22 protein-coding genes are annotated in these 24,412 nt (G+C 65.3%); 3 read left to right on the forward strand and 19 right to left on the reverse strand.

Annotated features, from left to right (window positions below; genetic code table 11):
• Positions 1-9: 9 nt before the first annotated feature.
• The 14 genes from F8197_RS14115 to F8197_RS14185 all read right to left on the reverse strand — a co-directional run bounded on the left by F8197_RS14115 (position 10) and on the right by F8197_RS14185 (position 17,068).
• On the reverse strand, positions 10-1,014 hold the full coding sequence (locus F8197_RS14115; protein ID WP_152882379.1) for an ABC transporter substrate-binding protein: 1,005 nt from the start codon (positions 1,012-1,014) through the stop codon (positions 10-12).
• A complete protein-coding gene (locus tag F8197_RS14120; protein ID WP_152882380.1) occupies positions 1,004-3,529 on the reverse strand; it encodes a TonB-dependent siderophore receptor in 2,526 nt (841 codons plus the stop codon). The genes F8197_RS14115 and F8197_RS14120 overlap by 11 nt, the downstream gene beginning before the upstream one ends.
• A gap of 30 nt (positions 3,530-3,559) precedes the next feature.
• A complete protein-coding gene (locus F8197_RS14125) occupies positions 3,560-4,567 on the reverse strand; it encodes an ABC transporter substrate-binding protein (RefSeq protein ID WP_152882381.1) in 1,008 nt (335 codons plus the stop codon).
• A 41-nt stretch (positions 4,568-4,608) separates the two neighbouring features.
• Positions 4,609-5,421, reverse strand: coding sequence for a TonB family protein (locus F8197_RS28595; RefSeq protein ID WP_193333433.1), 813 nt, complete (start codon positions 5,419-5,421; stop codon positions 4,609-4,611).
• Positions 5,422-5,444: 23 nt separating this feature from the next.
• Complete coding sequence (locus tag F8197_RS14140) at positions 5,445-6,314, reverse strand: class II aldolase/adducin family protein (protein WP_152882384.1); 870 nt, start codon at positions 6,312-6,314, stop codon at positions 5,445-5,447.
• A gap of 17 nt (positions 6,315-6,331) precedes the next feature.
• Positions 6,332-7,276, reverse strand: coding sequence for a D-isomer specific 2-hydroxyacid dehydrogenase family protein (locus F8197_RS14145; RefSeq protein WP_152882385.1), 945 nt, complete (start codon positions 7,274-7,276; stop codon positions 6,332-6,334).
• 51 nt (positions 7,277-7,327) lie between these two features.
• The gene (locus F8197_RS14150; protein WP_152882386.1) at positions 7,328-8,437 is read right to left on the reverse strand and encodes an LLM class flavin-dependent oxidoreductase; all 1,110 of its coding nucleotides are present in this window, start codon (positions 8,435-8,437) and stop codon (positions 7,328-7,330) included.
• A complete protein-coding gene (locus tag F8197_RS14155; protein WP_152882387.1) occupies positions 8,434-9,672 on the reverse strand; it encodes an acyl-CoA dehydrogenase family protein in 1,239 nt (412 codons plus the stop codon). The genes F8197_RS14150 and F8197_RS14155 overlap by 4 nt, the downstream gene beginning before the upstream one ends.
• A 15-nt stretch (positions 9,673-9,687) precedes the next feature.
• On the reverse strand, positions 9,688-10,560 hold the full coding sequence (locus F8197_RS14160) for an ABC transporter ATP-binding protein (protein WP_152882388.1): 873 nt from the start codon (positions 10,558-10,560) through the stop codon (positions 9,688-9,690).
• A 3-nt stretch (positions 10,561-10,563) separates the two neighbouring features.
• The gene (locus F8197_RS14165; RefSeq protein ID WP_152882389.1) at positions 10,564-11,391 is read right to left on the reverse strand and encodes an ABC transporter permease; all 828 of its coding nucleotides are present in this window, start codon (positions 11,389-11,391) and stop codon (positions 10,564-10,566) included.
• Positions 11,392-11,630: 239 nt separating this feature from the next.
• Complete coding sequence (locus tag F8197_RS14170; RefSeq protein WP_026637376.1) at positions 11,631-12,545, reverse strand: LysR family transcriptional regulator; 915 nt, start codon at positions 12,543-12,545, stop codon at positions 11,631-11,633.
• Positions 12,546-12,604: 59 nt separating this feature from the next.
• Positions 12,605-14,953 (reverse strand): TonB-dependent siderophore receptor, encoded by a 2,349-nt coding sequence (locus tag F8197_RS14175; RefSeq protein WP_152882390.1) that lies wholly within the window; start codon positions 14,951-14,953, stop codon positions 12,605-12,607.
• 24 nt (positions 14,954-14,977) lie between these two features.
• Positions 14,978-15,475, reverse strand: a complete 498-nt coding sequence (locus F8197_RS14180; protein WP_152882391.1) for a RidA family protein — start codon at positions 15,473-15,475, stop codon at positions 14,978-14,980.
• A 27-nt stretch (positions 15,476-15,502) separates the two neighbouring features.
• On the reverse strand, positions 15,503-17,068 hold the full coding sequence (locus F8197_RS14185) for a flavin monoamine oxidase family protein (protein ID WP_227012244.1): 1,566 nt from the start codon (positions 17,066-17,068) through the stop codon (positions 15,503-15,505).
• A gap of 234 nt (positions 17,069-17,302) precedes the next feature.
• Here F8197_RS14185 and F8197_RS14190 point away from each other — a divergent pair, with 234 nt between their 5' ends.
• Complete coding sequence (locus F8197_RS14190; RefSeq protein ID WP_152882392.1) at positions 17,303-18,259, forward strand: aliphatic sulfonate ABC transporter substrate-binding protein; 957 nt, start codon at positions 17,303-17,305, stop codon at positions 18,257-18,259.
• Here the strand turns inward: F8197_RS14190 and F8197_RS14195 are convergent.
• Complete coding sequence (locus F8197_RS14195; protein ID WP_227012245.1) at positions 18,249-19,019, reverse strand: phosphate/phosphite/phosphonate ABC transporter substrate-binding protein; 771 nt, start codon at positions 19,017-19,019, stop codon at positions 18,249-18,251. The genes F8197_RS14190 and F8197_RS14195 overlap by 11 nt on opposite strands.
• Positions 18,988-19,983 (reverse strand): fatty acid desaturase, encoded by a 996-nt coding sequence (locus F8197_RS14200; protein ID WP_152882393.1) that lies wholly within the window; start codon positions 19,981-19,983, stop codon positions 18,988-18,990. Before F8197_RS14200 ends, F8197_RS14195 begins: the two co-directional genes overlap by 32 nt.
• Before the next feature lie 162 nt (positions 19,984-20,145).
• Here F8197_RS14200 and F8197_RS14205 point away from each other — a divergent pair, with 162 nt between their 5' ends.
• Positions 20,146-20,346: a hypothetical protein gene (locus F8197_RS14205; protein ID WP_152882394.1), complete on the forward strand. Its 201-nt coding sequence runs from the start codon at positions 20,146-20,148 to the stop codon at positions 20,344-20,346.
• Between the two features lie 37 nt (positions 20,347-20,383).
• Here the strand turns inward: F8197_RS14205 and F8197_RS14210 are convergent, their stop codons facing one another.
• On the reverse strand, positions 20,384-21,139 hold the full coding sequence (locus F8197_RS14210; RefSeq protein ID WP_152882395.1) for a Crp/Fnr family transcriptional regulator: 756 nt from the start codon (positions 21,137-21,139) through the stop codon (positions 20,384-20,386).
• A 187-nt stretch (positions 21,140-21,326) separates the two neighbouring features.
• Complete coding sequence (locus F8197_RS14215) at positions 21,327-22,496, reverse strand: 4-hydroxybenzoate 3-monooxygenase (protein ID WP_152882396.1); 1,170 nt, start codon at positions 22,494-22,496, stop codon at positions 21,327-21,329.
• A gap of 124 nt (positions 22,497-22,620) precedes the next feature.
• Between F8197_RS14215 and F8197_RS14220 the strand changes: the two genes are divergently transcribed.
• Positions 22,621-23,532, forward strand: a complete 912-nt coding sequence (locus F8197_RS14220; RefSeq protein WP_152882397.1) for a helix-turn-helix domain-containing protein — start codon at positions 22,621-22,623, stop codon at positions 23,530-23,532.
• Here the strand turns inward: F8197_RS14220 and F8197_RS14225 are convergent.
• The gene (locus F8197_RS14225) at positions 23,524-24,300 is read right to left on the reverse strand and encodes an IclR family transcriptional regulator C-terminal domain-containing protein (protein ID WP_152882398.1); all 777 of its coding nucleotides are present in this window, start codon (positions 24,298-24,300) and stop codon (positions 23,524-23,526) included. The two genes, F8197_RS14220 and F8197_RS14225, sit on opposite strands and share 9 nt — an antisense overlap.
• Between the last annotated feature and the right edge of the window lie 112 nt (positions 24,301-24,412).

The following is a 24,412-nucleotide window of genomic DNA, read 5'->3' on the forward strand; positions in this document are numbered from 1 at the left end:
GTATGGTTTTCAGACCGGGCGGAACACGCTGGCATCGACCAGCGCACTTGCATCCACCCGCTTCGGGAACAGCTTCGCTGCATAAAACGTATCGGCCACATCCTGCAACTGGCGCACGATCTCCTGGTCCACGGCGCGCAGTTGCGGGCGGTCGCGGCCCACCACCAGCTTCACCACGTCCGGCGGCAGGCCGGTCAGCTGCTGGAAAACTGCGGCATATTCCTTGGGATGGGCATTGGCCCAGGTGTTCGACAGCGCCAGGCGCCGCAGCACGTCCGCCAGCGCCGCGCGCTTGCCGGGATCGGCCAGCGCCGCGTCCGACGCGGCGATCACGCCGATGCCGGAATTGATGCCCACGCCGTCGCGCAGGATGCGCGCGCCCTGGATTTCGGCATTGGCCTGGTACGTGCCAAACGTGGCCCACGCTTCGATCTTCCCGCTCGAAAAGGCCACGGCGGCGTCGCTGGGCAGCATGAAGCCGGTGACCACGTCGTCCGGTTTCAGCCCCGCCTCGCGCAGCGCGCCGAACAGCAGGTAGTGGGACACACTGCCGCGCGCGGACGAGACGATCACGTTGCGGCCCTTGAGGTCCGCCACCGTCTTGATCGGTGAACCTGGCGGCACCAGGATCGCCACACCGGTCGGCGACGACACGCTGGCCGCCACCACTTTTACCCGAGCGCCGCCGGCAGCGGCAGCCAGTGCCGGCGTGTCGGCCGCCATCGCGGTATCGACGTCGCCTGACACCACCGCCTCGAACAATGGCGCGGCGCCCTGGAAGCTGGCCCACTTGATCTGGTACGGCAGGTTGTCGAGCACCCCGGCCGCTTCGGCCTTGGTGCGCAACAGCTTGACCTGGTCACCCAGTACCAGCGTGACTTTAGAGAGGTCGGGCGCAGCGCCGGCAGCAGCGGTGGCGCCAGTTGCGCCACCCTGCTTACCGCAGGCGCCCAGCAATGCCGCCGCCGGCAGCATGGTCAGCAGGCGGCGCAGGCGGTCGGGTTCAAAAGTCATACGCCACCTTGCCATAGTAATAGGCGCCGCTCGGTGCGAATGGCGACGGGCCGTAGGTAAAACCGCTGCTGCCCGAGTTGGCGTCGCCGGGGCCGTTGCGGTCAGGCTTGGTGTCGAACACGTTGGCTGCGCCCAGCACCAGCTTGATGCTCTTGCTGACCGCGTAGCTGACGTCGAAATCGGTGAGCCACTTGGCGCCAAAGTGGTAATCCTGGGCGCGGTTGGCGGTGGTTTGCCAGGTGTAGGAGTCGAAACGCGTGGTTTGCGCATTGACTTCCCAGTCGCCCGCGAACCAGCGCGCCGACAGGATGATCTTGGTGCGCGGCGTGGCGCTCAAGTCGCCGATGCCGCCGCCGGCCGAGTAGCCGAACCACACCGAGCTGCCGCCGGTATTGGCGCCCAGCGCGGTGATCTCCGAAGGCGTGGCGTTGATGCGCTGGACCTTGGTGCGGTTCCAGTTCACTGCCGCGCCCCAGCGCACCAGGCCATAGCTGCCGTAGTCGCTGGTCAGATCGGTCACCAGGTCGGCGCCACGGGTGCGGGTGTCGATGGCGTTGGCAAAGTACTGCACCCACTCGGTGCCGGTCAGTCCGGCCGCGCGCAGCGTCGGTGCGAATGCAGGGCCGAACATGTAACCGGTGCGCACGATGCGGTCTTTTACTTTTACCTGGTAGCCGTCGAGCGTGATGTTGATATTGTCGGCCGGTTTGAGCACCAGCCCCAAGCCGAAGTTCACCGACTTTTCCGGATCGAGGTCGCGCGCGCCGAAGCGGCGGGCCAGGTCGGAGTCGTTACGCAGCAGCTTGGACAGGCTTGGCGCCACCTCGCCCGTTACCGGGTTGATGTTGGTGCGGTTGTCGGTTTGCGAGTAGCCGATCTGCGTGAGCGACGGCGCGCGGAAGCCGGAACCGGCGGTGCCGCGTATCGCCACCACCGGCGAAAAATCGTAGCGCGTATTGAGCTTGCCGCTGGCGGTATTGCCGGCGCTGTCGTTGTAGTGCTCCGCGCGCACCGCCGCACCCACGAACCACTGCTCCACCGGGTAGAAGCCGATGTCGTTGTAGATCGCCAGCACCGTGCGTTTTACGCGCGTAGCGTCATCGGGTGAAAGGGCCACGCCAGCCTGCGCGCCCACCGCTGCCGGCCGGCCCACGTTCGGATTGCCTTCCTGGTCGCCGGGCTGGAAGATGTAGCCGCCGTTGATGTAACCGAGGCGGTCGCCCGCATAGGTGGAAAAGCGCTCGAGGCGCTGCTCCAGGCCCCACGACCATTGCAGCGGCTTTTTCAGGCCCACGTCGAAGGCGCGCGTAAAGTCTTCGTTGGTGGTCCACTGTTCGAACTGGTACGTGGCCAGGTTGTCGAAGCTGGTCGGCGACGTCGGCCCCAGCGACGGGTTCAGGGTAAGGTTGCTGTACTGGCGGGCGCGGTTCTTGCCGTAGCCGGTGCTGATGTCCCAGTTCCAGCCGGCCGTGCGGCCACGTGCGCCGGCATTGAGCTGGAAGTCGAAGGCGCTCATGTTATTGATGGCGAAGTAGCCGTCCGGGTATACCTGGGCCAAGGTCGCCAGACCGTTCGGGCGGCGGAAGTTATTGCCGGCCACCGTGTTGCGGGTGCCGGCCGTGCCGAACGCGTACAGCGTGGTGTCCTTGTCGAGCGGCTTTTCCAGGTTGAAGCCGACGTCGTAGGCTTCGATGCCGGGATCGCCGTTGTGGGCGCCGTCGCGGTTCCAGGTGGCGTTCTTGGGGTTCGATGCTGGCGAATACGCCACCAGGTTCGTCGATGGGAAGTTTTTCCACGACTGGCCGCGCTTGCGCGCCGCCACGCCGATGTTCACAAACCCGTCCTCGCCCAGGCGGAAACCGGCATTGCCTTCAATCTTGGCGTTGCTCGGATTGCCGTCCACTTCTTTCAGCTCACCGTAGCTCACTCCCAGCTGACCGCCATGATTGCCGGTCTTGAGGATCACGTTGACCACGCCGGCCACCGCATCCGAGCCATACTGGGCGGCAGCGCTGTCCTTGAGCACTTCGATATGGTCGATAATCGACAGTGGAATGGTATCGAGATCGATGGCGTTGACGCCGCTGGTGTCGCCGCCGCCGTTGGTCAGCAGCGCCGAGTTGTGGCGGCGCTTGCCGTTGACCAGCACCAGCGTATATGCCGGTCCCAGGCCGCGGTTGCTCACCGGCCGCACCACCGAGTTGACGCCAGCCTGGTTGGTGCCGAAGTTAAACGACGGCAGCAGGCGCGCCAGCGCCTCGCCCAATTCGGCGCGGCCGGTATGGATCAATTGCTCGCCGCTGATCACGTCGATCGGCGCCGGGCTGTCGGCCACGGTGCGGGCCTCGCCGCGCACGCCGGTGGTCACCACCACGTCCTGCACCTGGCCCACGCTGGTTTGTGCCGCAGTGCTTTGTGCGATGGCCACGCCAGCGCCAAGCAAGCCTGCTGCCGCCAGTGCCAGTTGCAATGCCGTCAGGCGTGGCGATTTATTGTTATAAGTGGTCTGCTGCATGCCGTAATTCCCTCTTGTTGGATGTATTGGTTACAGATAGGTTGAAAAGCTGCGGTCCCACAACGGGCGCACATCGATGCGGCGCGCCAGCAGGCCCGCATCGGCAAACACGTCGGCCACCTGCTGCTGCGAGGCGATGGCCGCGTCGTCGATGGCGGTAAGCTTGTAGGGCTGGCTGCGCTGGCTCACCTGGTTGAGGAAGTACTGCGCCGGCACACCCGCGATCTGGCCGCTCTTGGCGGACCAGGGCTGCGGATTGCGGTTGATCCAGTCGTACACCTTCGAGATGCGTTGCAGGTAGTCGCCGATGGCCGCGTGCCGGACCGGATCGGCAATGGCCTTGGTGGCGGCGCTGATCACGTAGTTACCGGACAAATAGCCGTCGGCCGTGCGCAGCACACGCGCCCCCTGGCTCTTGGCCAGTTCCACCACCAGGCCAAAGATCACCCAGGCATCGAGCTGGCCGCTTTTGAAGGCCGCAAAGGCATCCTGCGGCGCCAGCGCCACCGGTTCGATGTCCTTGAAGGTCAAGCCGTTTTCCTTGAGCAGCTTGATCAAAAAATAGTGCGACGTGGTGGAGCGCGCATAGCCGATGCGTTTGCCCTTGAACTGGGCCGGATCGGCAATTTTGGAACCCTTCGGCACCAGCACCACCTGGTTGTTGACATCCCCGCGCAGCACCGCCACCACCTTCATCTTGGCACCGCTGGCGGCGGCAAAGATAGGCGGGATCTCGCTCATGCCGCCCAGGTCCAGCGAATCGGCGGCCAGCGCTTCCACGATCAGGTTACCGGCCGCGAATTCGGCCAGCTGGGTGCGGTACGGGATCTGGTCCACGCCCGCCTCCTTGAAGTAATACGAGTCGCCGCCCTTGTAGGTGCCCACGCGCAGGAAAGCATTGCGGGCCTGGACCGCGTTGGCGCGCACGCCGGTGCTCCAGCCGCCGAACAGCGCGGCGATGCCGCCCGCCGCGCCCAGTCTGGCGGAACGTTGTAGAAATTGACGACGAGCGCCGCCCTTCGATGCATTCGAATCCATAGCTACCGCCTGTACGAGTTGAATTAAGTGTTGATGCTTGCTCAGTTAATCTTGAAGACGATGTTCCCGGCCAGCAGGTAGCTGGCGCCACCGAGGTCGGGCAGCTTGGGGAACGGCGCCGCCCGGCGGATCGCCTCGCGCGCCGCTTCGTCCAGCGCCGGTATGCCGGAAGAATCGATATCGAACGACAGCAGCGCGCCTTGCGGGCTCAGTGTCAGGCGATAGCCAACCTTGCCCTGCTGGCGCCGCATCTTCGCTTCGCGCGGATAATCGGTGCTGCTGTTGATGCGGGCATAGACCTGGTTCACGTAGTCGGTCGGGATGCCCTCGGTGCTGATTTGCCTTGGCGCTGCGGGGGCCACTGGCGCCGGTGGTGCCGGCGGCGCCACGGGTGCTGGCGCGACAGGCGCCGGCGTGGTAACGGCAGCAACTGGCACCGGCGCCGGCGGCGTGAATGTCTCCAGCGGTACCGGCGCTATTTTTGGTACCGGCACCGGCTGCACCACCGGTAGCGGCGGCGCCAGGGTCTTTTGCTGCAGCGGCTCCGGCTTGGGCAGCGTGATTTCCTTGGGCGGCGGCAGGTGGATCAGCTGCACCACCAGCGGTGGCGGCGGCGCCTTGATGACCGTGCTGCTGAAGTTCCAGATCGCCACCGCTGCCACGCCGTGGAGCACGATGGAGACGATCGCGCCGGGCCGGCGCCACCAGGCCCGCGCGCCGCCGTCGCCAAGGACCGGATACGAGGTCACAAAACTGTCGTTGGCAGCAGGTGTGACGACGACTGCATCGGCCTGGGCGACAGGTGCGGCTTGTGCCGGGTAGCGGTCGCGCAGAGAGAGTGTGGCGCTGGACATGGGATTCCCCTTTTTGAAAACGATTAATCGAACAGGTCCGGCTCTTCGCGCGTGATCACGTCCCACAGCGGCTGGAAGCTGAACCAGCCGCCGGCGTCGGACCCGATCTGGCCGGCCGTGTGGCGCGCCACCTCGTGCGGAATCGGCTTGGTGGGACCGGCCGCCTCGGACAGCAATTGCGCCTGCGCCGCGTTCTCGAACGAGATGTAGCGCCACACGGCTGACTCCACCGAGGAACCCACGGTCAGCAGGCCGTGGTTTTGCAGGATCACGGCCTTGCGCGGTCCCAGCGTCTTGGCGATGCGCTCACCCTCGCTGGTATCGAGCACCACGCCGCTGAAGTCCGAAAAGATCGCGTGGTCTTCGTAAAAGGCGCACGAGTCCTGCGTGAGCGGATCGAGCAGGCGGCCCTGGGCGGCAAAGGCCTTGCCGTACAAGCCGTGCGAATGGGCGGCCGCGATCACGTCCGGGCGCGCCTTGTGCAGCTCGGAGTGGATGGCAAACGCCGCGCGGTTGAGCAGGCCGTCCCCCTCCACCACCTTGCCGTCGTGGCTGACCAGGATCAGGTCCGATACCCGCACGTGGCCGAAGTACACGCCGGCCGGATTGACCCAGAAGTGGTCCGGGAACTCGGGATCGCGCGCAGTGATGTGGCCCGCGCCGCCCATGTCGAACCCATAGCGCGCGAACAGCCGGAACGACACGGCCAGCCGCTCCTTGCGGTGCTGGCGTTGCGCTTCCAGGGTCGGTGGCGGTGGCGGCTCGGCAAAGATGATGTTGCCGTTGGCGTCGCGCGGGGCGTTGTGGATGGCCGGGCGCGGCACCGCTTTACCCACGGTACGCAAATGGGGGCGCGACAGCGGCGCGGAATGCAGGGGGGATGGGCTGCTCATAATGATCCTCTTCTTGTTCAGTAGCCGCGCGCGGTGTCCACCACGTCGGTCAGGGGAGCGCCGCTGCGGAAGCGGTCCAGGTTCAGCAAAAACTTGTCGATCAGCGCCGGCACGATCTGCTCGGTGCTGGGCGAGATATGGGGCGAGAGGCGCACGCGCGGGTGGCCGTAGAACGCATGGCCGGCCGGCAGCGGCTCGGGGTCGGTCACGTCCAGCGTGGCCAGCGCCAGCGCGCCTTCGTTCAGTGCATCGAGCAGTGCCTGGTGATCGACCAGGTTGCCGCGCGCGATATTAATCAGGTGCAGGCCGGGCCGGGCGTGCTTGAGGGTGGCGCGGTTGATGGCGTGGCGCGTTTCGGGCGTCGATGGCGCGGCCAGTACCAGGTGGTCGGAGCGCGCGATCAGTTCCTCCAGCGTGGCCACCCGCTCCACGCCCTCCACTTCGAACGGCGCGCTGGAGCGGCGCAGCGCCACCACCTTGATACCCAGCGCCAGCGCGCGCTGCGCCAGCGCCTGGCCGATGGAGCCGAAGCCGTACAGGCCCAGGGTGGTGCCCTGCACCAGTCGCAGCGACAGGCGGCGCCAGTCGCTGGCCTGCTCCAGCCAGACCTCCGGCACCCGCTTGGCGGCAGTGAAGATCGCCGCCAGCACATATTCGGCAATGGCGACGGACGCGGTACCGCGCGCCGACGTCACCACCGGTCCGTTGAACAGCCAGTCCGGGTAATAGTCGATGCCCACCGACGCCAGCTGCACCCAGCGCACGTCCTGCCAGCCGCTGGGCGCGGGCGTGTGCAGCAGGGACTGGCCCTTGGGCGCCGGCAGCGCAAACACCACGTCGGCGCCCGGCGGCAGCGCGGTCAACGGGCCCGGTGGCACATCGACCACGGCCAACCCGGCGCGCTGCGCCAGCAAGGCGTTGACCTTGGGGTCGAACTGGCTGGCTACGATGACATCGCTCATGTGCTTCTCCTCTTGTGACTTTATGACTGTATGACTGTATGACTGTATGACTTAAGCGGCCAGGCGCTGGGACTGGTCCTGCGCTTCGCGCTCGGCAACGGCAGCGCGCACCAGCGGAATCAGTTCGCGGCCGTATTGCAGCGCGTCGGTGATCGGGTCGAAGCCACGGATCAGGAACGTGGTCACGCCCAGTTCCCAGTACTTGAGCAGCGCGTCGCGCACCTGTTCCGGCGTGCCTACCAGGCCGGTCGAATTGCCGGCCGCCTTGGTCAGCGCAGCGATGCCGGTCCACAGCCGCTCATCGACCACCTTGCCCTGCGCAGCCGTGTCGAGCAGGCGCTGCGAGCCGACGTTTTGCGGTTGCTGCGGACGGCGGCTGAAGTGGTCGTTGCGGCCCACGCGCTCGGTGGCAGTGGCGAGGATGGCGTCGGCCTTGGCCCAGGCTTTTTCCTCGGTTTCCGCCAGCACCGGCCGCAGTGACAGGCTGAAACGGATCTTGTCGGCGCGGCCGTACTTGGCGGCGGCAGCGCGCACGCGGGCAATGGTCTCGCCAACCTGCGCCAGCGATTCGCCCCACAGCGCATACACGTCAGCGTGCTTGCCGGCCACCTCGATGGCGACGTCGGACGAGCCGCCGAAGTACACCGGCACACTGTGGCCGTTCACCGGGCGCACGCCGGCGTTCTGGCCCTTGTGGCGGTAGATCTGGCCTTCGTGATCGAAGGCGCCGCTCGACGACCAGGTCTGCTTGACGATGTCGAGGTATTCGTCGGTGCGGGCGTAGCGCTGGCCGTGGTCGAGAAAATCGCCGTCGCGCTGCTGCTCGGTGTCGTCGCCGCCGCTGATGACGTGGACCGCCAGGCGGCCATCGCTGAAGTGGTCTAGCGTGGCGAACTGGCGCGCCGCCAGCGTGGGGGCGACAAAGCCCGGACGGTGGGCCAGCAGGATGCCCAGCTTCTCGGTTTGCGAAGCGATGTACGACGCCACCTGGAAACCATCCACCGAGGCGCTGCTGTGCGCCACCAGCACGCGGTCGAAACCTGCGTATTCGTGGGCGCGGGCCACCGCGCCGAGGAACGCCTTGTTGACGACCGGGCCTTGCGGCAGCACGGTTTCGGAGACTTCCTGGGTAGCGCTAAAGCCGATGAATTCGATGCTCATGATGCTTCCTTTGCAGTGATTGAAGATAAGCCGGCGCCGCCGGCGGGAGATATTTTTTTGGCCGCGCGCGCAGCAAACGCCGCGCGGCCGGCATTGACCAGGATGGTGTCGTTCTGCGGCGTGTGGATGCGGCTGCACAGCACGTCGCGGTAGTGGCGTTGCAGCGCATTGGTGCGCGACAGTCCCGGGTTGCCGCTCAATTCGATCGCTTTTTCCACGACCTCGATGGCCTGGTTGGTCACCAGATACTTGATCTGGAACGCGTCTTTCGAGGCGATGGAGCCGTTGGCGGCGGCGTCGATCAGCACGCGGTTGGAGAACAGCTGCGCATCGATCTGGCCCAGCGCTTCCTGAAAGCGCGGCAGCGACGACAGCGGCGCGCCCAGGTTGGCCGGTACCCGCTCTTCCAGCCAGGTTGCCAGCCAGTCGCGCGCAGAACGGGCCACGGCGTCGTAAATGGCCGACAGCAGCACCGACATCCACAGCAGTAGTGCCGGTTCCAGGTCCGGCGCCGCGCCGGCGGGCGCCACTTCCACCGCGTGGTCGAGCGGCACCAGCACGTTGTCGAATACCACTTCGTGGCTGCCGGTGGCGCGCATGCCGAGGTGGTCCCAGTTCTCGATGACGGTAATGCCCGGCGTATCGCGCCGCACCAGCCAGCTGCCGACCAGCGGTTCGGCATCGTCGCTGCGGGCCCACACGCCGAGCCAGGTCAGGCGCGGAATGCCGGTCGAGTAAATCTTGCGGCCGCTGATGCGCCAGCCTTCCGGCGTGCGGCGGGCGATGGTGTTGGGCAAACCGCCGCGCGCCGGGGTACCCAGTTCCGGCTCCACCCGCAGCGCGTTGATCAGGGCGCCGTCGCGCAAGGTTTCGCGCACCACCCGATCGAGCAGGTGCTGCGGCCACCTGGCCTTGCGGTCGGACGCATGCTGCAAGTACTGCATGGTGAGCACCAGCGCGGTGGACGGTTCGCCGCGCGCCACGGCCGCCACGACCCGCGTGGTTTGCGCCAGGTCGGCGCCGAGACCGCCCAGGGCGCGCGGCACGGTCAAACCCAGCAGGCCCAATTGGTGCAGGCGTTCGAAGTTCGCGTGCGGGAAGCTGGCATCGCGGTCATGGTCGGCAGCGGTGGCGGCGAATTCCGCCGTCAAGGTGTCCAGCAGCGCGGCAAATTCCGGGCTGTCCAGTTGCGGCGTGTGGTCTGCGGTCGGTAAGCGGAGGACGGAGGTAGGCATGGTCGGATCGCTGGGTTAAATCGAAAAATTGCTGAAGTTGAACGGGGTGTGTACCGGCGTCGGTACCGGGGCTACCGGTTCCGGCGCCGCTTCGATCTCCACGCCCAGCAATTGCAGCAACTGGGCGCGAACGCGCTGGAACTCGGGCCGCTCGGCGCTGCGCGGGCGCGGCTGGGTGATCGCGATGTCGGAGACGATGCGGCCCTTTTCCAGCACCAGCACGCGGTCGGCCAGCAGCACCGCTTCATCGACGTCGTGGGTCACCAAGAGCACCGACGGCCGGTGTTCGCGCCACAGCGCCAGGATCAGCTGGTGCATGCGGATACGAGTCAGCGCATCGAGCGCGGCAAACGGCTCGTCAAGCAGCAGCAGCTTCGGTTCGCGCACCAGCGCCCGGGCCAGCGCCACGCGCTGCGCTTCGCCGCCGGACAGCGTGGCCGGCCAGGCGTTTTCGCGGTGGGCCAGCCCGACTTCGGCCAGCGCCTGGTTGGCGCGTTCACGCGGCTGGTCGATGTTCAAGCCGAGGGTGACGTTGCGCCAGGCGCGCTTCCATGGCATCAGGCGCGGCTCCTGGAACACGGCGGCGCGGGCTTGCGGCACGTCGAGCGTGCCGGACGTGATGCGATCGAGGCCGGCCAGCGCCCGCAGCAGCGTGGTCTTGCCCGAGCCGCTGCGGCCCAGCAGTGCGACGAATTCGCCGGGGCGGATATCGAGATCGAGCTGGTCGAGGATGGTGTTGTCGCCGAAGCGCTTGGTCAGCTGGCGTGCGCGCACCTGGGTATCCGTGGTGACCGGGGTTGGCACGGTTTGTACCTGTGGGCGGACACCTTCGTTGCGCACATCGTTACGCAAATGAGCGCCCGGCAGATCGAGTGGTATGGTCTGCATGAATCAATCCTTGATAAAAGTCGGACGCCAGGCCAGCGCATAGTGTTCGATGGCGCGTACCAGCAAGTCGGTGGCCAGGCCCAGCAAGCTGTAGACCAGCAGGCAGACGACAATGACGTCGGTGCGCATGAAGTCGCGGGCGTTGTTGATCAGGTAGCCCAGGCCCGCCGTGGCGTTGATCTGCTCCACCGCCACCAGCGACAGCCAGCTCACGCCCAGCGAGTAGCGCAGGCCCACCAGGAACGATGGCAGCGCGCCGGGCAGGATCACGTGCACGATCAGCTGCGGGTACGACAGGCCGAACAGGCGCGCCGCCTCCACCAGCTTGGAATCGATGCCGCGTATGCCGCTGTACAAGGTCAGGTACATCGGGAACGTGGTGGCAAACGCGATCAGCGCGATCTTGGTGAACTCGCCGATGCCGAACCACAGGATGAACAGCGGTACCAGGCCCAGGAACGGCAAGGTGCGCGCCATCTGCATGGTGGAATCGACCGCCATTTCGCCCTGGCGCGTAAGGCCGGCGATCAGCGCCAGCGCGGTGCCCAGAGTGAGCGAGACGGCCAGGCCGGTGCACACGCGCTGCAGCGATACCAGCACGTTGCTGCCCATTTCGCCGGACGCGATCAACTCGCCGAGGGTGACAAAAATTTGCGACGGTGCGGCCAGGATGCGCTCCGGCAGCACGCCGGTGCGCGAAGCGATTTCCCAGATCACCAGCAGCACCAGCGGGCCGATGGCGCGCTTGACCAGGGGCGTGATGGTCTTGCCGATTGCCCAGCGGCGGGCGCCGGGCGGCGAGGCGTTGAAGGCGGGAGTGAGTACCGACATTGTGCTTTCCTGTGCTGGTTATCGAGGGCTGTGCAGCCGATGAAACCTAGTATAGAAAGCAAATGATTATGATAGAACTAATTGTTTCGACTATTGATATATGATTTTCTGGAATAATCTTGATGCCGGACCATGCGCATTACGCAAACAAGTGACGAGCGCAAAAAAAGACCCCGCCACCATTCTAGGTAAGCGGGGCCCATTTACTAAGCCGCTATTTTGTATATCGTTATACGTGGTCAGCGCGCCACAATTTTCAACGGCGCTGCCGCAAACGCCTGCTCCACCGATTCCGCAAACAGATCGATCGCATGCTGCACCGGCCCCGGTTGCAGCGGCTGCACCAGCCAGATATCGAGCACCGGCTTGAAGTCGGTGACGTTGACGATGTCGAGCTGTGCGCGGTGACGGCTGCGCTCGAGGATCGGCCGTGGCATCAGGCCCAGCCCCACACCGTTGGCCACCAGTCCCAGTTGCAGGTCGGTGCCGAAAGTCTCGAGGTTGATCTTGAACGACAGTCCCTGCTCGGCCAGTGCCCGCGCCAGCCCCGCGCGGAAACCGCAGCCGTCCGGGTTGAGCACCCAGCCCTGGCCGAAAATATCGCGCAGCTTGTAGGCGCGGCGCGACAGCGCATCCTTTTTCGCCACCACCACCAGTTCGATGCGGCCCAGCGTGCGGCCGCGCAGGCCGTCGGGCAGCACCTTGGTGGCCGGGAACAGCGCCACCGCCGCATCGATCTCGCCCTTGTCCACGCGCTGCACCAGTTGCGCGCCCCAGCCGGACGCCACTTCCGTGTGCAGGCCGTCGAAGGCCTGGTTGAGCTTTTGCAGGGTGTCGAGCAGCACCACGTCGCCGATGGTCTGGATCACGCCGATGCGGAATACGCCGGTGGGTGCATGGTCTTCCTGCACCAGGTCGCGCAGCCGCTCGACCTCCAGCAGCACCTTGGCGCACTGCTCGTACACCTGCTTGCCCATGGCGCTGGGCTTGGGCGGTTTGACGCTGCGGTCGAGCAGTTCCACGCCCAGCGCCTGCTCCAGGTTTTGCACGCGGCGCGTGATGGCCGACTGGGTGAGCCCCAGCGCGTCGGCAGCGGCGCTGATGCTCTGGTTGCGCACCACGGCCACGAAGGCGCTGATGTCATCAATTTTCATAAGGGTTTCGGTGTAAGGCATGCGGTATCAGGCGCCATCTTAGCAGTATCGTTTCAAATTCAGAATTTGTAGTTGGCGCGCACGTAGTAGTAGCCGCCGTTGAAGGCGATCTGCGATGCCGACGTGTCGAAGCGGTATACGCCCAGGTAGCGGCTGGCGGCCGGCGTCTCGGTCGGATACACGTCGAACAGGTTGTTGGCGCCCACGGCCAGCTGCAGATTCTTTGTGGCCGCGTAGCGCACTTCGAGGTCGGTGATGGTCTTCGGCTTGTTCTCGATGTGGTTGAACACCGACGTCGAATAGATGTTCGGACCCGAATAGAAAGTGGCCTCGGTCTCGGTCTTGCCGTAGCGGGTGGCGTGCAGGGTCACGCTCCACTGGTCGAGGCTCCAGGTGCCGCCGACGATCAATTTGTTTTTCGGCGTGGACGTGGTCAGGTAGCCGACCTGCTGGGCGTTCAGCAGCGGACGGCCATTGCGGTCGTTGGCCACCTTGGTCACCTTGCTGTCGTTGATGTTGGCGCTGAAGTCCCAGTCGATGCGGCCGGCGCTGCCGAAATCGGCCGGGTAACCCGCCACCAGGTCCACGCCGCGCGTGCGCGTTTCCACCCCGTTGGCAAAATAACTGGCGCTCACCGATGACAGCCCGGTGGGCAACGCGATGCCGGCAGCGGTCAGTGCATTGATCGCGGCCGCGCCGCTGTAGGTGCCGCCCTGCACGATGCGGTCGCGGATCTCGATGTGATAAGCGTCCAGCGTCAGGTTAAGTTTATCGATGGGCTGCGCCACCAGGCCCAGGTTATAGCTGCGCGATTTTTCCGGTTTTAATGGCGCCGCGCCCAGGGTGCGGGCGGCATCCGAATTCACTGCCAGCTGGCCGCCGGCAGTGGTGGGCGAGACGGCCAGGCTGGTGTAATACGACTGCGCCAGCGACGGCGCGCGGAAGCCGGTGCTACCGGTGGCGCGGATGGCATAGCGCGGATCGAACTCGTAGCGCGTGGACAGCTTGGCGTTGCGGGTGCTGCCCGCGTCGGAAAAGCGCTCGTAGCGGGCCGCCACTTCCGCTTCCCACTGTTTAGTGAGCTTGGTGGACAGGTCGAGGTACGCCGCGCTGATGTTGCGCGAGTGCTTGCCTGCGCTGGCCGGCGACAGGCCGGGCAAAGCTTGCGAACCGCTGCCGAAGTACGAGGCCGGATCTCCGGCGCCGATCTCGTAGCTCTCGCGCCGGTACTCGGCGCCCAGCGCCACGCTCAGTGCGGCCGGCAGCACGCCGGTCTCGAACGAGCGGGCGATATCGCCATTGGCGCTCTGCTGGATATTGTGGAACTTCGACAGGTGGAAGCTGGTCGGCGTGGCGCCGGTGGCGGCGTACAGGTCGGTGTTGGCCGAATCGTTCATGCCGATCTTGACGTTGTCGCTGCCATAGCTGGCGCTCAGGTCCCAGCGCCAGCCGCCAAGGTCGGTGCCCTTGATGCCGGCGGTGAGCGCGGCATCGGTTTCGTTGCTGGTCTCGACGGGGCTGAAACCGTTCGGGAACACCTGCGGCAGGCGCGAGGCCAGGCGGAAGTTCTGCACGGTGGCGCCGGCGCGGTGGGCGGCGGTGCCGAATGCATACAGTTCCACGTCGGGCCCGAGCGGGATGCCGGCGTTGGCGCTGAACGATTCGCGGCGGATGCGCGGGTCGCCCAGGGTGCGGTTGTCGTAGCCGCCGGTGCGCTCATCGGGGCCGCTGCGTACGCTGTGTTCGTGGCGGCGGTACTCGGCGCTCAGGTGCACGAAGCCGTCCGCGCCCAGCGGCAGGCCCACGTCGGCCGCGCCGCCCAGGGTAAAGCCGTCACGCTTGTAGTACTGGCCGCTGGTGGCGGTGAGCGTGCCGCCCTGGCTCGACGATTTGAGGATGACGTTGATCACACCAGCGATGGCGTCCGAGCCGTATTGGGCGGCGGCGCCGTCGCGCAGTACCTCGATGTGATCGACCGCGCTCACGGAAATCAGGTCGATATCGACCGGCGTGGCGCCCTGCTGCGCGCCCGGGTCGGCGCTGATGTTGGCGGTGGTGTGTCGGCGCTTGCCGTTCACCAGCAGCAGCACGTGGTTGGGGCTCAGGCCGCGCAGCGTGAGCGCGCTGGTGAGATTGGCGGCGTCGCCAGCTTGCGCCAGGCGGTTAATCGACGGCAGCAGCTTGACCAGCGCGTCGCGCAGGTCGGTCTGACCGGTGCGCTGCAAATCCTTGGCGCTGATCACATCGATGGGACTGAGGCTCTCGGCGGCCGAGCGGGTGATGTCGCGGGTGCCGGTGACCACCACATCCTGGACCACGATGGGGGATGCGGCGTCTTCCGCCAACACGGGTGCGGCGGTAAACAGCACGGAGATGGCGATGGCTAATTTGGTACGGGATGGCTTCATGCAGGGCTCCGGTAACTGTAAGGGTTAATTCTTGACGCGGGCGGCGACCAGGTCGATTTCCACCAGCGCGCCGGGCAGCGGCAGCGCCACCACTTGCAGCGCGGTGCGCGCCGGCTTCGAGGGCTGGGCGGCGGTGCCGAACGACTGGCCGAAGGCGTTGTTCAAGCCGGTGAAATCGAGCTTGTTATCGAGCCTGGGATCGCCCACCAGGAACACCCGCAGCGACACCACGTCGGCAAAGCTCAAGCCCTCGCTGGCCAGCGCCGCCTGCAGCTTGCGCAGGACCGACAGCGTCTGGGTCTCGGTGTTGCCATAGGCGGCCGGCGTGCCCTTGGCGGCTGTGGGATCGGCCACGTCCGGCAGCACGCCGCTCAGATAAATGGTGTCGGCGCCGGCAGGCACGGTGACGGCCACCGAAATCGGGAAATTCGAATTCGGAATCGGCGTGCGCTTGATTTGCTGGGCATTCGCAATGGTGGCAGCGGAGATCAGCAGACTGGCGAGGAGGATGGAGGTTTTCATGGTGTGGCTTTCTTCTAGGGTGGATGGTTATGCGTTGCGGGCAGCGATGGCGGCGACGGCGTGGTGGCCCGACAGCACCGCGCCCTCCTGCCAGGCGCCGATCTGGCTCAGGTACTCGCCGGCGAAGTGCACGCGGCCGTCGGGCTGGTTGAGCAGCGTGTATTCCTTTTCGGCCGGAGTGGCCCAGTGCACCCAGGAGCCCAGGCTGTAGGGCACCTTGTGCCAGGCCACGCTGACCGGGTGATGCAGCGCAGAACCGCGCCCGGGATGCACACGGTCGATGACGTCGCGCGACGAGGCGAATTGCGCGGCCAGTGGCTTGGCGGTGAAGTCGCGCGCCACCTGGCCGATGTTGTAGCAGCCCACCAGCACGCCGGTCGGCTGGTGGTAGCCGCCGCTCGGGTACCAGATCAGGCCTGTCTCGTGCTTGACAATCGAGATGCCGCCGTAAATCTGCGTATCAAGCTCCCAGAAACGCGGGGCCTGCCAGGCGATCTTGCTGGCCGTGTCGTAATGCACGCTGGCGATGGCCGCCTTGACGTTGGGGGCGAAGTTGTTTTCCACTTTTGCCAGCACCGGCAGCGGGAAGGTGACGATGGCGAAATCGGCGTCGAGCGTCTGTTGTTTGCCGCTGGCGCGGTCGCGCACCACCACCGCCACCTTGCTGGCCTGGTTGTGGATCGATTTGACTTCGGTCCCCAGCCTTACCACGTCTTTCAGGCGCTCGTGAAACGCGGCGGGAATGCGGTCCATGCCGCCTACCGGTTGCAGCATGGTGGGCTGGAAAATCAGCAGCTCGTCGAAGATCAGCGACGTCCACAGGTCGGGGTCGAGCAGCGCGTCGAGCGACAGCAGCTCCTGGCGCTCGCCCACCTGGTCGGCGGTGCCGGGAAAGACCTTGTAGCCGGAGCGCTCGGTGCCCTTGAACTGACCCTGCGGCGTCAGGTCGCCATACACCTTGAGAAACTCGACCAATTTGGCGCGGTCGCCGGCACTGAGTTCATCATCGAGCGCGCCCTTGCCCACCGACGTGGCCAGCAGCTCGGCGATGTGGCCGCGCGCGTCGTTGATGGCGCGCCGCAGCTGGATCGGTTTGTCGCCGCGGGCGGGGTCGGGCAGGAAGTAGGCGCTGCGACTGGTGTTGACCTCCGCTTCGAGCTGCACGCCGAACTCGCGGCAGTAACCGAGAATGGCCTGGTGATGGCTGGGCAGGCGCGCCGGCCCGGCGTTGAAATAGTGGCCCGGCTCGAACTGCGCCACCTGCGTACTGCCATCGGTGTAATCGATGCGGGTACCGTCGCGGATGGTCCAGTTGCGGCCACCCACGCGGTCGCGCGCTTCGATCAGTTGTACCTCGTATCCGGCCTTGCGCAGCTCGTGCGCCGACACCAGCCCTGCAATCCCCGCCCCCAGCACCAGCACCCGCTTGCCCTTGCCGGAGCCGGGCGCAAGCTGCGGCAGCACCGGCGCCGGACCTGCCGCCGCAACGACCGTGGCAGCGCCGAGACCGAGCGTGGTCATGGCGGCGGCAGCGGCGGCATACCCGCTGCTGGCGGCAAGTTGAACCAGGAAATTGCGACGACTGACAGGCATAAGAGCTCCACGAATGATCAAGTTGGAACGATCTTATGCTGACGATAATTATGCTAGAACTAATTATTTATCATAATTAAATATGTTCTTTGAGAATAATATCATTTCATGGCGCATATCGGATCTGATACCGGCATCCATAGTTGCAAACGCTATAATCAAACGCGAAACCATTCGTTCCCGCTACGCCGCGCAGCGCCCTAGAATGCGACCACCACCCTACCTGGAGTCGTCATGACCTTGTTGCGCCGTCGTACCCTGCTCACCGCCATCGCCTTGCTGCCATTGGCTTCGTTTGCGCAAAAGCCCGCGTCCACGCTGCGCATCGGTTATCAGAAATCGTCCACCCTGCTCACCATCCTCAAGGTGCGCGGGCAGCTGGAGCAGGACCTGGCGCCGCTCGGTGTGAAGGTGAGCTGGCACGAATTTTCCAGCGGCCTGCCGCTGCTCGAAGCGCTCAATGTCGGCGGCGTCGATCTGAGCGCCGACGTGGCCGACACGGTGCCCGTGTTCGCCCAGGCGGCCGGCGCGCAGCTGACGTATTTCGCCCAGGAGTCGCCGTCGCCCTCGGCGCAGGCCATCGTGGTGCGCGCCGATTCGCCGATTGCCAGCGTGGCGGAACTGAAGGGGAAAAAGATCGCGGTGACCAAGGCGGCCGGCAGCCATTACCTGCTGATCGCGGCGCTGGAAAAAGCGGGTCTGCGCTTCAAGGATATCGAGCCGGCCTACCTGTCGCCGGCCGACGGCCGCGCCGCTTTCGAGCGCGGCAGCGTGGCTGCATGGGTCACGTGGGATCCGTACCTGGCCGGCGTGCAGCGCCAATCCACCGTGCGCATCCTGGCCGATGGCCGCAGTGTCGCCGACTACCAGCGCTACTACCTGGCTTCCACCGCGTATGCGCAGGCGCGCCCCGATGTGCTGGCAGTGGTATTCGAAGCGCTGCGCAAGACCGGAAAATGGGTCAAGCAGTCACCGAAGGAAGCGGCAGAATTGCTGGCGCCAGCGTGGGGCCTGGATGCGAAAACCGTGGAACTGGCCAACGGCCGCCGCAGCTACGAAGTGCGGCTGGTGGTCAAGGACGCGCTGGCCGAACAGCAGCGCATCGCCGACGCCTTCCACAACGAAGGCCTGCTGCCGCGCAAGCTCGATGCGACGGCGGTGCCGCTGTGGAACGGCAAGGCTACGCTGTAAGCGCGGCGCCAGCCATCCGGGTAATGCGGTCGTACGCCGCATCGTCGAGATAATCGAAACCCTTGATGCGCAACACATCCATGGCCGCGCGCAGCCGCGCACTCGGCCACAACAACGCTGCCCGCAGGCGCTCCACCAAGTGTGCCGGCACCTGCCCGCCCGCGATGAACGGCAACCCCGGCGCAGACGCCGAGTAGTCGAGCACCGAGATCGCGCGCAGCCGCTCCGGGTACTCCTGCGCGATATAGCCATAGGTAACGCAATCGATGGCGGCGATGTCCGCATCGCCGCTTGCCACCAGCGCCAGGCTGGCCGAATGGCTGCCCGACCACTTTATCGCGCCAAAGAACTCGCCGCCGCCAGCGAATGGCGCCACCGCATGGCGCAGCGCGTTCATGCCGCTGTTGGAGTGGGCGTCGTTGATCGCCGCCACGCGCCCGCGCGCCTGTTCCAGGCTGGCGATGCCGCTGCCGGTGCGGGTGACGATCACGCTCGAATAATCGCAGTCGTCACAACCGGGAAAGTCGTAGGCGGGCGTGGCCAGCAACTGCACCTGGCCGCGCAGCTGGGTGACATACGGGTAGCCGCAGGTCTGGCTCACCAGCAGGTCGGGCCGGCGCCAGAAATCGATCAGGGAGGCTGGATGGTCCGGCGTGGCGCGCACCCCGGCTTCATCGATCAGCACCGCGAGCAGGGTGTCGTAACCCTGCTGCAAACGGGGCGAGACGTTATACATGGGCAGCGCGGTTTTCCAGTGCATGATCATTCATGAGGGGATGCACCGGCGCGTCGATGGCGGTAAAACCGTAACGGCGCATCAATTCGCCGTAGCCGTCCACGTGAAAACCGCCGCTGCGCGCATTGTAGATATCGCGCCTGGCGCGGTACACGCGCGGCAGCAAATACCATGGCAACGACGGCAGGTCGTGGTGCACCAGGTGCAGATTGTTATTGAGGAACAGCAGGCGGAAAAACCACCCTGCTTCGTTGAGCACGATGCGCTGCTTGTGGTCTTGCGCAGGGCGGTGCTCGTGGTACGAGCGTACCATGGCCAGCGATTGCGCCGGGTACGATATCGTCAGCAGGTACCACCACGCCGGCACGCCGAACGCGGATGATATCCACCACAGCAGCGCCGCCACCATGGCGATATGCGCAAGCCACATCGGCACGTAGCGCCAGTCGCCGCGCCAGGGCTGGCGCACCGCCTCGAACAGGGTGCCGCCGATGGCCAGCGCCGGCCCCACCAGCACCCGGCCCCAGAACGTCTTGTTGAACCAGTACACCAGCCGCACCGGCCGGCTCATGCCCGCCCACTCGCGCGGGCAGATGTACTGGCTCTCGGTATCGAGCGCCGGCATGGTCAGATGCGAATCGACGTGGTGCGCCAGGTGGCTTTCGCGGTACAGGCGGTACGGATACCAGATCGCCAGCGGCGCGTAGCCGAACAGGCGATTCACCGATGGCCACGGCGTAGGATGGCCGTGTATCAGCTCGTGCTGGAGCGACATGTACCAGGCGCTCCACCAGATCATGAGCAGCGTTGCCGGGACAGTACTCAATACGCGCCAGTTGGCCAACGTGAGCAGCCAGCCGCCGTAGATCGCCACAATCAGCATCCAGGTGGGCCACTCGGCACGCCACAGGGGGCGGGCGCGTTCGCATGCCACTTCGGCGCGCTGAAGACTATCGAGATATTCCGACCTTGCATAATGCCCAACCATCCTGACCTCCGCGAACTGCTACGGAATCAAGTATAGAGACGGCCGCAAACTTGGAAAACGAATGAAAACTTCCATCGTTATGCGGTTTACGTATTCTCGTTCAGATCAACCAAGGTGAGGCAGCGTACAGCCGGGAAATCGGAGCCGGGGCAGAATGAACCCATGGATACCTCGCACAACACCGTCAAAAAGCATCCCCCAGCGGCCTACGCTCTGCATCGGCAGATGGTGGCCGTGCAGCGGACCATGTCCGCTGCTACGGTGGAAGAATCGGTGAGGGCTTCGCGTTGGGCCAACGCCTGGTACCAGGTGGTGCAGCGCAAGCTGGATCAGCTCCAGCAGGCGCCACGCTATCTGCACTGAGCCGCACCGGGACCGGGCGGTTCAGTGCAAACGAGGATTATGCAGGGGTGTAGCAACCACCGGCGCGGCGTTCCATGCCGGCGCGGTCAATGACGGTGACGGTGCCGCGACGATAAACGATCAGGCCTTCTTCCTGCAGCTTGCCGGCCGAGCAGGTGATGCTTTCGCGGCGCACGCCCAGCATGTTGGCGATCATTTCCTGGGTTACTTTGAGTTCGTTCGACAGCGAGCGGTCCAGGCGTTCGAGCAGCCAGCGGCACAGGCGCTGTTCGATGCTGCCGTGACGCACGCCGGCGACGGTTTGCGCCAGCTGGGCGAACAGGGCGCTGGTGTGGCGCATCAGTTGCTGGGCCAGGGCGCCGCCGCTGAAGAAGGCATTGCGCAGCACCGAGGCGCGAACGCGGTAGCCGTAGCCCGAGGTTTGCACCACGGCCGAGCAGTTGGCGCGTTCGGTCTCGTACATCGACACACCCACCACACCTTCGCGGCCGACCACTGCGATCTCGGTGGCGCCGCCTTCTTCGGTCACGTATTGCAGCGAGATGATGGCGTTGGTCGGGAAGAAGGCGTAGTCCATTTTGTCGCCGATGTCGAACAGGTGTTTGCCGGCCTGCAGCGGTACCAGTTCCAGGTCGGCGAACATGGCGATCAGCTCTTCGCGCGACAGGGCGCGCAGCAGTTCGTTCTGTTGGGCGCCGGTCAGGCTCACGGTAGCAGAAGCTTCCGTCGCGATGGTGCGAGCTGCGTTGCCGATGGTGTTGGCGGAGACGGAAGTTTGAGTAGCGTGGAACATGGCGGGCCTCTTCGAATAGTGTTGTTGTCTGCTGCCGGCGCCTATTTACAAGTGCCGGCTGATGAACAACACTATATCCCCGCTATGTTCGCTACCTTATAGGACCACCTACACGCCTGATGTAGGTTAGGAACATAACACAGCGTAAGACCAGTCCTACCCGGATCACCCGGGCGGAAACCTGCTACTAGAAGTCACCGACATAGTTTTCCGCCAGCGCCGTGGCCATTGCCCGCGACGAGACGATATTGGCCAGTTCCGCCCTCTGCATCTCGCGCTCGAACGGCGTGGCGTCGGCAAACGTGTGCAGCAGGCGCGTCATGGTCCACGAGAAGTACTCGGCGCGCCAGATGCGCTTGAGCGCATCGTCGGTGTAACCGGCCAGCAGCGCATCCCTGCCCTGCTTGTAGAACTGTTCGAACCCGCGCGCCAGCAGCTTGACGTCGCCCACCGCCAGGTTCATGCCCTTGGCGCCGGTGGGCGGCACGATGTGCGCCGAATCGCCGGCCAGGAACAGGCGCCCTGCCTGCATCGGCGTGGACACGAAACTGCGCATGGCGATGATCCCCTTCTGGAAGATGCGGCCCTCGTTGACCTTCCAGCCATCGTTGTTTTCCAGCCGGGCGTGCAGTTCGGACCAGATGCGGTCGTCGGACCAGTTATCGACATGGTCTTTCGGGTCGCACTGGAAGTATAGGCGTTGTACGGTTGGCGACCGTGTGCTGACCAACGCAAAACCGCGATCGTGCTGCGCGTAGATCAACTCGTCGGACGACGGGCTTGATTCCACCAAAATGCCGAACCAGCCAAACGGGTAGATGCGCTGGAAATCGCGGCGCTGCTCCTGCCCCGGCATGGACGCACGCGACACGCCATGATAGCCATCGGCGCCGATAATGAAATCGGCATCGATACGGGCCTCCTCGCCGCGATGGATGAACGTCACCGACGGCTTGTCGGTCTCCACGCCATGCAGCGCCACACCGGACACCTCGAACAGAATCTGGCCCTGGGCCGCCAGGCGCGCCGCTACCAGGTCCTTGATCACCTCGTGCTGCGGATAGACGGTAATCGCCTTGCCCGTCAACTCGGTCAGGTCGATGCGGTGACGCTTGCCGTCGAACGACAGCTCCACGCCGTGGTGCAGCGCGCCGATGGTGCGCATGCGTTCACCAACCCCGGACTCGTTGAGGATGTCCATCGTGCCCTGTTCCAGCACGCCCGCGCGGATGGTCGCCTCGATATCGTCGCGCGAGCGCGATTCGATGACGACCGATTCGATGCCCTGCAAGTGCAGCAGATGGGATAACAGAAGGCCGGCGGGGCCGGCGCCGATGATGGCTACCTGGGTATGCATGGTGTGTCTCCGGGTTGTTGTTTGAAGTGTTATGGCTGCATCGTAGCGCCGCACCGGCAGAAAAAACATGGAGGAAAGCGCATAAAACTTGTACTATTTCGACAGACCTCCTACCGCACCCGCCATGCCCAAGACTGCGCCGCTACTTGAAAACACCACCGCCGCAATTCCGCGCTTCGCCCTGTACGGCGAGCAAACACGGGCGGAAAACGCAGAATCCGTTCATATCGAGCTGATCGAAACCCGCAGCCGCGTGTACGACTGGCATATCGACCGCCATACGCATCCGGGCATGTTTCAGGTACTTTTTTTGTTCGGCGGCGAAGTGCGCGCCGGCGTGGAAGACGAGGTGTGGGAGTGCCAGGGGCCGACCGTCATCACCATCAACCCGGCCGTGGCCCACGGCTTCGACTTCGCGCCCGAGGCGCACGGCTATGTGCTGACGGTGGACCAGAACGTGGTGTTTTCGGCGGCTGAAAACCAGGCCGATTTGTACGCGTCGCTGTTCATGGCGCCGCTGGCGATCGACCTGGCGGCCCTGCCCGAGATGCGCGCACGCCTGGAGGTGCTGCTGCAGCAGTTGCTGGCCGAGGCGACCTGGCCGCAGCACGGCCACACCCTGATGCTCGACTGGCTGGCGCGCTGCGTGTTGCTGCTGCTGGTGCGCGTGCACGCCGAGCACCGCATCGCCGACCAGTCGGGCCGCCTGGACTTCGAACTGTTTTCGCGCTTTCGCGCCGAGGTGGAGCAGCACTACAAGGACCAATGGCAGGTGGCCGACTATGCCGGCGCGCTGCGCGCCACGCCCACCCGGTTGAACCGCCTGTGCGTCAAACTGGCCGGCAAATCGGCGTTCGACATCGCCCAGGACCGGCTGATGCTCGAAGCCTGCCGCAAGCTCACCTATGTCCCGGCCAGCATTGCCAGCATCGCCTACGAGCTGGGGTTCCAGGACCCGGCGTATTTCAGCCGCCTGTTCAAGAAGCGCGTGGGCGTGACGCCGAAGGCGTTCCGGCTGCGCGTGCCGTCACAATAGCGCGTTCAGTTCCACCTGGATCTTGATCAGCGCCGGCAGGCAGCGCTCCACCATCTCGCCCGGCGGCATGCGGCCCGCGTGGACGCTGATGTTCATGGCCGCCACCACCTCGTTGCGGAAATTGCGCAGCGGGACCGACAGCGTGCGCAAGCCCAGTTCCAGCTCCTGGTCCACCAGCGCGTAACCCTGGGCGCGGGCGCGGGCGATCTCCAGCGCCAGGCGTTCCTTGCTGGCGATGGTGTGCTCGGTGATCTGCTCGGGCTGCACGCGCTCGAGGTAGGCGTCCAGCTGCGCAGGCGGCAGGCTGGCCAGCAGCATGCGGCCATTGGCGGTACACCACGCGGGTACCCGGGTGCCCGGCTGCAGCGTGCTCGAAACCAGTTGGCCGGCGCTCACCGCCGCCACGCACACCAGCTGGTCATGATCGAGTATGCCCACCGACGACGCCTCGCCCAGCGAATACGCGAGCCGGTACAACAGCGGCTGCGCCAGGCGCGGCAAGCGCGCCGAATGCAGGTACGACTGGCCGAGCCGCAGCACCATCGGCGTCAACGAAAACAGCTTGTTCTCGTGCCGCATATAGCCGAGGTGCGTGAGCGTGATCAGGTAGCGCCGCGCCGCCGCGCGCGTGAGGCCCGTGTGCGCGGCCACGTCCGCGATACTGAGGCGGCTGCGTTCCTGGTCGAACGCCTGGATCACTTGCAGCCCTTTTTCCAGGCCGCCCACCAGGTCGCGCGGGCTGGGATTGTCGTCGATGTCGGTTGTCATAAGCAGATAAATGCGGTTTTGGGCGCTATGCGCACAAAACGTGCGCATGTCGAATATAGCACGCACCAGGCGTCTTGTGGCAGCGCGGTGCTTTGCCTAACATCGTTGGCAC

The sequence above is a fragment of the Duganella sp. FT27W genome (assembly GCF_009295655.1).
In the GTDB taxonomy this organism is placed as follows: Bacteria; Pseudomonadota; Gammaproteobacteria; order Burkholderiales; family Burkholderiaceae_D; genus Rugamonas; species Rugamonas zoogloeoides.

What these genes read in the sequence shown, in the direction of transcription:
- F8197_RS14150 (WP_152882386.1), bottom strand. Translation starts at nt 8,437, where the DNA reads ATGAGCATCGAATTCATCGGCTTTAGCGCTACCCAGGAAGTCTCCGAA.
- F8197_RS14120 (WP_152882380.1), bottom strand. Translation starts at nt 3,529, where the DNA reads ATGCAGCAGACCACTTATAACAATAAATCGCCACGCCTGACGGCATTG.
- F8197_RS14160 (WP_152882388.1), bottom strand. Translation starts at nt 10,560, where the DNA reads ATGCAGACCATACCACTCGATCTGCCGGGCGCTCATTTGCGTAACGAT.
- F8197_RS14185 (WP_227012244.1), bottom strand. Translation starts at nt 17,068, where the DNA reads ATGCCTGTCAGTCGTCGCAATTTCCTGGTTCAACTTGCCGCCAGCAGC.
- F8197_RS14145 (WP_152882385.1), bottom strand. Translation starts at nt 7,276, where the DNA reads ATGAGCGATGTCATCGTAGCCAGCCAGTTCGACCCCAAGGTCAACGCC.
- F8197_RS14200 (WP_152882393.1), bottom strand. Translation starts at nt 19,983, where the DNA reads ATGGTTGGGCATTATGCAAGGTCGGAATATCTCGATAGTCTTCAGCGC.
- F8197_RS14205 (WP_152882394.1), top strand. Translation starts at nt 20,146, where the DNA reads ATGGATACCTCGCACAACACCGTCAAAAAGCATCCCCCAGCGGCCTAC.
- F8197_RS14220 (WP_152882397.1), top strand. Translation starts at nt 22,621, where the DNA reads ATGCCCAAGACTGCGCCGCTACTTGAAAACACCACCGCCGCAATTCCG.
- F8197_RS14155 (WP_152882387.1), bottom strand. Translation starts at nt 9,672, where the DNA reads ATGCCTACCTCCGTCCTCCGCTTACCGACCGCAGACCACACGCCGCAA.
- F8197_RS14125 (WP_152882381.1), bottom strand. Translation starts at nt 4,567, where the DNA reads ATGGATTCGAATGCATCGAAGGGCGGCGCTCGTCGTCAATTTCTACAA.
- F8197_RS14115 (WP_152882379.1), bottom strand. Translation starts at nt 1,014, where the DNA reads ATGACTTTTGAACCCGACCGCCTGCGCCGCCTGCTGACCATGCTGCCG.
- F8197_RS14225 (WP_152882398.1), bottom strand. Translation starts at nt 24,300, where the DNA reads ATGACAACCGACATCGACGACAATCCCAGCCCGCGCGACCTGGTGGGC.
- F8197_RS14215 (WP_152882396.1), bottom strand. Translation starts at nt 22,496, where the DNA reads ATGCATACCCAGGTAGCCATCATCGGCGCCGGCCCCGCCGGCCTTCTG.
- F8197_RS28595 (WP_193333433.1), bottom strand. Translation starts at nt 5,421, where the DNA reads ATGTCCAGCGCCACACTCTCTCTGCGCGACCGCTACCCGGCACAAGCC.
- F8197_RS14175 (WP_152882390.1), bottom strand. Translation starts at nt 14,953, where the DNA reads ATGAAGCCATCCCGTACCAAATTAGCCATCGCCATCTCCGTGCTGTTT.
- F8197_RS14140 (WP_152882384.1), bottom strand. Translation starts at nt 6,314, where the DNA reads ATGAGCAGCCCATCCCCCCTGCATTCCGCGCCGCTGTCGCGCCCCCAT.
- F8197_RS14210 (WP_152882395.1), bottom strand. Translation starts at nt 21,139, where the DNA reads ATGTTCCACGCTACTCAAACTTCCGTCTCCGCCAACACCATCGGCAAC.
- F8197_RS14195 (WP_227012245.1), bottom strand. Translation starts at nt 19,019, where the DNA reads ATGCACTGGAAAACCGCGCTGCCCATGTATAACGTCTCGCCCCGTTTG.
- F8197_RS14165 (WP_152882389.1), bottom strand. Translation starts at nt 11,391, where the DNA reads ATGTCGGTACTCACTCCCGCCTTCAACGCCTCGCCGCCCGGCGCCCGC.
- F8197_RS14180 (WP_152882391.1), bottom strand. Translation starts at nt 15,475, where the DNA reads ATGAAAACCTCCATCCTCCTCGCCAGTCTGCTGATCTCCGCTGCCACC.
- F8197_RS14170 (WP_026637376.1), bottom strand. Translation starts at nt 12,545, where the DNA reads ATGAAAATTGATGACATCAGCGCCTTCGTGGCCGTGGTGCGCAACCAG.
- F8197_RS14190 (WP_152882392.1), top strand. Translation starts at nt 17,303, where the DNA reads ATGACCTTGTTGCGCCGTCGTACCCTGCTCACCGCCATCGCCTTGCTG.